The sequence below is a fragment of the Desertihabitans aurantiacus genome (assembly GCF_003344635.1).
GTDB lineage: Bacteria > Actinomycetota > Actinomycetes > Propionibacteriales > Propionibacteriaceae > Desertihabitans > Desertihabitans aurantiacus.
This window is the reverse complement of the sequence record NZ_QPKK01000228.1, coordinates 1-6,276: the sequence shown is the minus strand read 5'-3', so window position 1 is coordinate 6,276 and position 6,276 is coordinate 1. Positions and strand designations below refer to the sequence as shown.

General features: G+C 74.6%; 6 protein-coding genes. 1 reads left to right on the top strand and 5 read right to left on the bottom strand.

The window, feature by feature from the left end; translation table 11 throughout:
• Positions 1 to 540, bottom strand: a 540-nt coding sequence (locus DVA66_RS15700; RefSeq protein WP_198671828.1) for a DUF4097 family beta strand repeat-containing protein, incomplete at its 3' end; no start/stop codon positions are given.
• Positions 537 to 1,193 carry a hypothetical protein gene (locus DVA66_RS15695; protein WP_114560926.1) on the bottom strand — a complete coding sequence of 219 codons (657 nt, stop codon included), beginning with the start codon at positions 1,191 to 1,193 and terminating at the stop codon, positions 537 to 539. The genes DVA66_RS15700 and DVA66_RS15695, both read right to left, overlap by 4 nt.
• Positions 1,194 to 1,281: 88 nt before the next feature.
• Between DVA66_RS15695 and DVA66_RS15690 the strand changes: the two genes are divergently transcribed.
• The gene (locus tag DVA66_RS15690; protein ID WP_114560925.1) at positions 1,282 to 1,860 is read left to right on the top strand and encodes a DinB family protein; all 579 of its coding nucleotides are present in this window, start codon (positions 1,282 to 1,284) and stop codon (positions 1,858 to 1,860) included.
• Positions 1,861 to 1,871: 11 nt separating this feature from the next.
• On the opposite strand, the gene DVA66_RS15685 is transcribed toward DVA66_RS15690, so the two are convergent.
• The 3 genes from DVA66_RS15685 to DVA66_RS15675 form a co-directional block, all read right to left on the bottom strand.
• Positions 1,872 to 2,402 carry a DUF1697 domain-containing protein gene (locus tag DVA66_RS15685; protein WP_114560924.1) on the bottom strand — a complete coding sequence of 177 codons (531 nt, stop codon included), beginning with the start codon at positions 2,400 to 2,402 and terminating at the stop codon, positions 1,872 to 1,874.
• Positions 2,403 to 2,777: 375 nt separating this feature from the next.
• Positions 2,778 to 3,827, bottom strand: coding sequence for a hypothetical protein (locus DVA66_RS15680; protein ID WP_114560923.1), 1,050 nt, complete (start codon positions 3,825 to 3,827; stop codon positions 2,778 to 2,780).
• 68 nt (positions 3,828 to 3,895) lie between these two features.
• The gene (locus DVA66_RS15675; protein ID WP_114560922.1) at positions 3,896 to 6,064 is read right to left on the bottom strand and encodes a (Fe-S)-binding protein; all 2,169 of its coding nucleotides are present in this window, start codon (positions 6,062 to 6,064) and stop codon (positions 3,896 to 3,898) included.
• Positions 6,065 to 6,276 lie beyond the last annotated feature (212 nt).

The window sequence follows — 6,276 nt, the reverse complement described above, 5'->3', positions numbered from 1 at the left end:
CTCCAGCCGGTCGACCTCGACGTCGCCGGCCCCGGTGCGGGCGCTGAGCGAGCCGGTCACCCGGCCGAGGCGGACGGCGCCGGCCCCGGTGGTGATGCGGCCCGGCCCGGTGAGCTCCTCGACGTCGACGTCGGCGGCCCCGGCGTGCAGCACCAGCTCGCCGACCCGGGCGAGCCGGACCTCGCCCGCACCGGTCTGCACGGCGGCGGCCTGCAGCGCGACCTGGCTGGACAGCTCGGCCGCGCCGGTGGTGGAGCGCAGGCGCGCCCCGTCCGGGACCTCCAGGCTGAGCGTGACCCGCTGCACCAGCTCCGACGGTGGCCAGCCGCGCGGGGCGGGCTGCTCGACGACGAGGGTGTCGCCGGAGGTGGTGACGGTGACCTGGTCGACCACCTCCGCCTCGCCGGTGAGGGTGCCGCGGATGCCCGTGGCGCCCTCCGGAGCCGGACGGAGCTCGACCCGCCCGGCCCGCAGCCCCACCTGCAGCGCGGCGGCGGTGGGGGCCTCGACGGTGCGGGTGATGGGTGTGGACGCCGTCACCGGACCCACCCCTGCACGTTCCCACCGGTCTCCGGACCGCCTCGGCCACCCCGCGGACCCGGGCCACGCCGACCTCCGCGTCCCCGACCACGGCCGCCGAACGGCGATCCCGGACCGAAGGGGAAGTCGGGGCCGAACGGGGGCACCGGCGGCACCGGCGGGACGGGGCCGCCGCGGTGACCACCGCGCTCCTCGCCCCAGCGCTCGCGGCGGCCGCCGCGCATGATGGCCCGGGTGATGACCTGGGTCAGCCAGACGTTGGTGGAGACGCCCTGCTCGTCGGCCAGCTGGTCGACCCGGGTCTTGAGCGACTGCGGCAGCCGGAGGCTGATCCGGGCCGTGGCCTCGTCCTCCGCCGACGTCTCGGCGACCGGCTCCTCGGGGGCGATCACCTCCGGCTCGTCCTCGGCCTCGACCAGGGTGACGTCGAAGTGCGGTTCGTCCCCGTCCATCCGGACCGAGACCGAGCTCGGGGCGAGCTGGGCGCTGACCTCGGTGGCGGCGTCGGCCAGGGCCTGGACGAGGGTGAGGCGGACCGTGGACTCCAGCGCGGTGCTGAGCTGGTCCGCCACCTGCTGGGTGCGGTCGTCGGCCAGGGCGGCGGCGTTGCGCACCCCGCGGCGGACCGACTCGAGATAGCTGTCGATGTTCATGGCACCAATATGACGCTATAGTGGCGTCATTGCAAGTCACCGTGGCGTCAGCACGGTGGTGTCGGTGGCGACGGCCAGGATGCTGGGCATGACGAGTCCTGACGCGCAGGTGCTGCTGCGCTACCTGTCCGCCGCCCGCGAGGCCCTGGTCTGGAAGCTCGAGGGTCTCGGCGAGTACGACGTCCGCCGCCCCCTGACGCCCACCGGCACCAACCTCCTCGGCCTGGTGAAGCACGTGGCCTCGGTCGAGGCCGGCTACCTCGGTGAGGTGTTCGGACGCCCGTTCCCGCAGCCGCTGCCGTGGATGGACGAGGACGCCGAGCCCAACGCCGACCTCTGGGTGACGCCGGCGGAGACCCGCGCCGGCGTCCTCGACCTCTACCGCCGGGTCGCCGAGCACACCGACGCCACGGTGACGTCACTGCCGCTGGACGCCGTCGGGCAGGTGCCGTGGTGGCCGCCGGAGGTCCGTGAGGTCACGCTGCACCAGGTGCTGGTGCACGTGGCCACCGAGACCCACCGGCACGCCGGTCACGCCGACATCGTCCGCGAGCTGGTCGACGGGGCGCGGGGGATGCGGGCGGGCAACGACAACCTGCCCGAAGGCGACGAGGCCTGGTGGGCGGAGTACCGGGAGCGGGTGGAGCGGGCGGCACGCGAGGCCTGACCCGCCGGCCCTCAGGCGTCCAGCAGCTCGACGAGCCTGGCCACGGTGTTCAGGTTGCGCGCGGTGCCCGGTGTCCGCAGCCGGCGCAGCGCGCGGTCCAGCCGCGGGTCGGCCCTTCCGGCGCCGTCGGCGTAACGGACGTGGACGTCGCGGCCGATGAGCCGCCACTGCTCCGCTCCGGTGTCGATCTCGGCGGCGGCCGCGACCGCGTCGGGGTCGGGCTGGTGGAGCAGGAAGACGACGTAGCAGAAGCGCCGCTCGTGCACCTCGAACGGGAACGCCTCCAGCGCCGCCCGCAGCTCGTGGCCCGTGCGGGAGATCGCCTCGCGGAAGAACCCGAACCGTTCCTCCACGGCCCGCTCCAGCGCCCGGTCGAAGTCGGCCGCCGCCCCGGGTGGGGTGCACAGCAGGTTGCCCGAGGCGATGTGGGTGGCGACCTCCGTCGCGCCCAGGTCGGTGGCGATCTGCCGCAGCTCGGCCATCGGCAGCTGCGCCCCGCCCACGTTCACCGCCCGCAGCAGCACCGCCCGTCGCCCACCCACGCCCGCACCGTAGCGCCCGCCCGACCCCAGCACCCCCGACCCCGAGCGGACGCAGCGCCCACCCCCAGCGCCCTGAGCCTGTCGAAGGGCGATCACCCACGCGGGCGCAGCGCCTCGCCCTCAGCGCCCTGAGCCTGTCGAAGGGCGATCTGCCGAGCCGACGCAGTGCCCCGACTCCAGCACCCGGCCTTGTCGAAGGGCAGCTGCCCGAGCTGGAGCAGCGTCTCGCCTCCAGCGCGCTGACGCTGCCGGTGGGCCGCTGCATCGGCTCGGCTGATCGCCCTTCGACAGGCTCAGGGCGTTGTGGCTGGGCGCGGTGGGCGGAAATCGGTGACCCTGCCCCTCGGGTTGGCCCTGTGCGCTGGGGCTGACGCCCTACCCGCAGCGCAGCGAGAGGGTCAGCGTCGACCCGGCGCCGACCTGGAGGTCGGTCACGTGCACCCACGGCGGCAGGTGCTCGGCGAGCGGGACGGGCCGTCCGACGGCGGCGCGGATCCGGCCGCGGAGGACGAGCAGCGCCACCGCGAGGAGCAGGTTCCGGCTGGTGAGCCGCACGTCGTGCAGGTGCAGCACCAGGTCGTCGTCGACGCTCGCGGTGCCGGAGGCGGTGACGGAGCCGGAGAGGATGCCCTTGCGGACCGCGGCGCGTACCCGTGCCCGCAGCGCCCGTCGCCCCGACCCGGAGAGCTCGAGCTCGAACCGGGTGAGACGGACGCCCTGACGGCCCAGCTCCTCCTCCGCCGCCGCGCGGACCGCCGCCACCAGCTCCTGGGTGGGCACCGAGGCGCGGGCGGTGCCCCGCAGCCGCCAGCCGGGTGCCGGCTCGGCCACCTCGACCCCGCAGCGGCCGTCCCCCTCGACCCAGCTGAAGGGCAGGTCGGACGCGTCCGCCTCGATCTCCACCGGCACGCCGCGCACGTGCACCGGCCGCGCCTGCAGCACGGCCCGCCGCACCGACGCCGGTGTCCGCCGCGCTCCCGGTGGTGCGGTGGGCGGCTCCGGATGCGGCGGCAGGTCGGGAGCACGGAGCGGGCCGTCACCGACGTCCGGCTCGCCCGACAGCGCGGTGGCACCCGAGGCCGGACCCGCCGACGGGTCGGGCGGCTGGAGGGGGTTGGTCGGGCCGTCGTCCTGCATGACCGCCGTGAGGGGCGGGGCCGCGTCGGCCGCCGCGTCGGCGAGAGAGGGCAGCTCCAGCTCGAGGCCGGTGGCGTCGAGGACGAGCGCGTCCACGTCGGCCCCGTCGAGGTCGACCGTCAGCCGGGAGAGCAGCTGCTCGACATCCGACTGCGAGATCGGGTCGGCGGCGAGCAGGGCGGTGCGCAACCGGGCCAGCAGCTCCGCCTCGGCCTCGGGACGCGGACCGGGTCCGAGGTCGAGGTAGTCCGGGTCGGGTCCGGCGGACGGAGGAGGCGCGGCGGTCACGGGGCCGTTCCTACCGGTTCGAGGGTTCGCCCACCCGACCCGGCCGCCGCTCGGACGCCGCTCGCGCGTCAGGAGCGGGCGTCGCCGCGGCGCACCGACTCCAGCAGCAGCTGGGCGACGTCGAGCACCTCGACCTCCCGGTCCGGCCCGCCGTCCTGCCCGGCCCGGTCCTGCACCGCGCCGACGCCGTCGGAGAGCATCACCCGGCAGAACGGGCAGCCGGTGGCGATCGTGGTGGCACCGGTGGCCAGCGCCTCCTCGGTGCGGGCGACGTTGATCCGGCTGCCGAGCTTCTCCTCCATCCACATCCGCGCCCCGCCGGCCCCGCAGCAGAACGCGGTCTGCCGGTTGCGCGGCATCTCGGTCACGGTGGCGTCGGGTAGCACCTCGAGGAGCTCGCGCGGCGGGTCGTAGACGCCGTTGTGGCGGCCGATGAAGCAGGGGTCGTGGTAGGTGATGGTGCGCCCGCCCACCGATCCGGCCGGCGGTGCGACCGGGGTGAGCCGGCCCTCGCGCACCAGCCGGTTGAGCAGCTGGGTGTGGTGCACCACCTCCAGCTGGACGCCCACCTGCGGGTACTCGTTCTTCAGCGTGTTGAGGCAGTGCGCACAGGTCGCCACGACCTTGGTGGCGCCCGCCTCGGTGAGCGTCTCCGCGTTCTGCATCGCCAGCTGCTGGAAGACGAACTCGTTGCCGGCCCGCCGCGCCGGGTCGCCGGTGCAGGTCTCGCCCTTGCCGAGCACCGCGAAGCGGACGCCGGCGGTGTGCAGCAGCTCGGCCACGGCCTGGGTGGTCCGCTTCGCCCGCTCCTCGTAGGCGCCGGCGCAGCCCACCCAGAAGAGGTAGTCGACCTCCGACAGGTCCTCGACGTCGCGGCCGACCACCGGCACCTCGAAGTCGAGGTCCTTGGTCCAGTCCAGGCGGCCCTTGGCGTTGAGGTTCCAGGGGTTGCCGCGGCCCTCCAGACCCTTGAACAGCCCGGTGAGCTCCTCGGGGAACTCCTCGCCGACCATCACCTGGAAGCGGCGCAGGTCCATGATGTGGTCGACGTGCTCGATGTCGACCGGGCACTGCTGGACGCAGGCGCCGCAGCTGGTGCAGGACCAGAGCACGTCGGGGTCGACCACGCCGGCGTGGCCGTCGCCGTCGACCTGGATCGGGCCGACCAGCGGACGCGCGGCGTCGGCCTGGACGGTCGCGGGCAGCGACCCGCGGGCCTCCTCGGCGGCCTGCAGGTAGGGCGCCTTGGCGTGGGCGTGGTCGCGCAGCCCGGTGATGAGCAGCTTGGGGCTGAGTGGCTTGCCGGTGGCCCACGCCGGGCACTGGCTCTGGCAGCGCCCGCACTCGGTGCAGGAGGTGAAGTCGAGCAGGCCCTTCCAGGTGAACTCCTCGACCGCACCGACGCCGAGCGGGGCGTCCTCGTCGAAGTTGTCGACGTCGGCGAAGTCGACCGGTGTGCCGCCGGCGTTGACCGGCTGCAGCGCCCCCAGCGCGGTCGCGCCGCTGGACTCGCGCTTGAACCAGATGTTGGGCCAGGCGGTGAAGCGGTGCCAGGCCACCCCCATCGTGGTGACCAGCCCGATCACGGCGAACCAGGCCATCGAGATGAGGATCTTCACCGCGGCCAGCACCACCACGGCGGTCTCCACCGCCCCGGTCGGCAGGCCCGCCGGCAGCAGGAAGAAGGTCAGCGGGAAGTGCACGACACCGCCGACCAGCTGGTACTCCAGCGCCCGGATCAGCAGCACGCAGACGGTGATCCCGACGATGGTCAGCTCGACGTAGACCCCCTGCCAGGTGTTCGAGCCGTAGAACCGCGACGAGCGGTCCGAGGCGCGGTTGCGGGCCCGGACGACCATCAGCGCGAGGATGCTGACCAGCCCGAGCCAGGCGATCAGCTCGCTGGCCCACTCGTAGACCACCCAGTGCCCGATCACCGGCAGCGCGAAGCGCGGGTCGAACAGCTGGCCGTAGGCGGTGACCAGGGTGAGGAACAGGGCCCCGAAGGCGACGAAGACGAACCAGTGCGCGACGCCCACCCGGGTCCACTGCAGCATCCGGGTGTGGCCGAGCGTCTCGACCAGCAGGTGCTTCCAGCGCTCCCGCGGCGCGTCGGTGCGCCCGAGCGTCGGCCCGCCGAGGCGGACCACGCCGACGATCCGCGCCACCGCGCGGACGAAGAGCGCCGTCCCGAGCACCGTCGCGGCCAGGGCCACCACGATCGCGGCCGTCCTCATCACGTCACCTCGGTTCTCCGTCGAACACCGTTGTTACCGGAGGGTAACCGACACCGCGGCCGCGAGGGAGCGGCCCGGCGCAGGGCTCAGCCGGCGTCGCCGCGACGCCGCCGGCGCGAGACCAGGATGCCGCCGCCGACCAGCGCGGCCGCGGCCACCACCGCGACCAGCGGCACCAGCCAGGACGGGGCGCCCTCACCCTCGACGGCGTC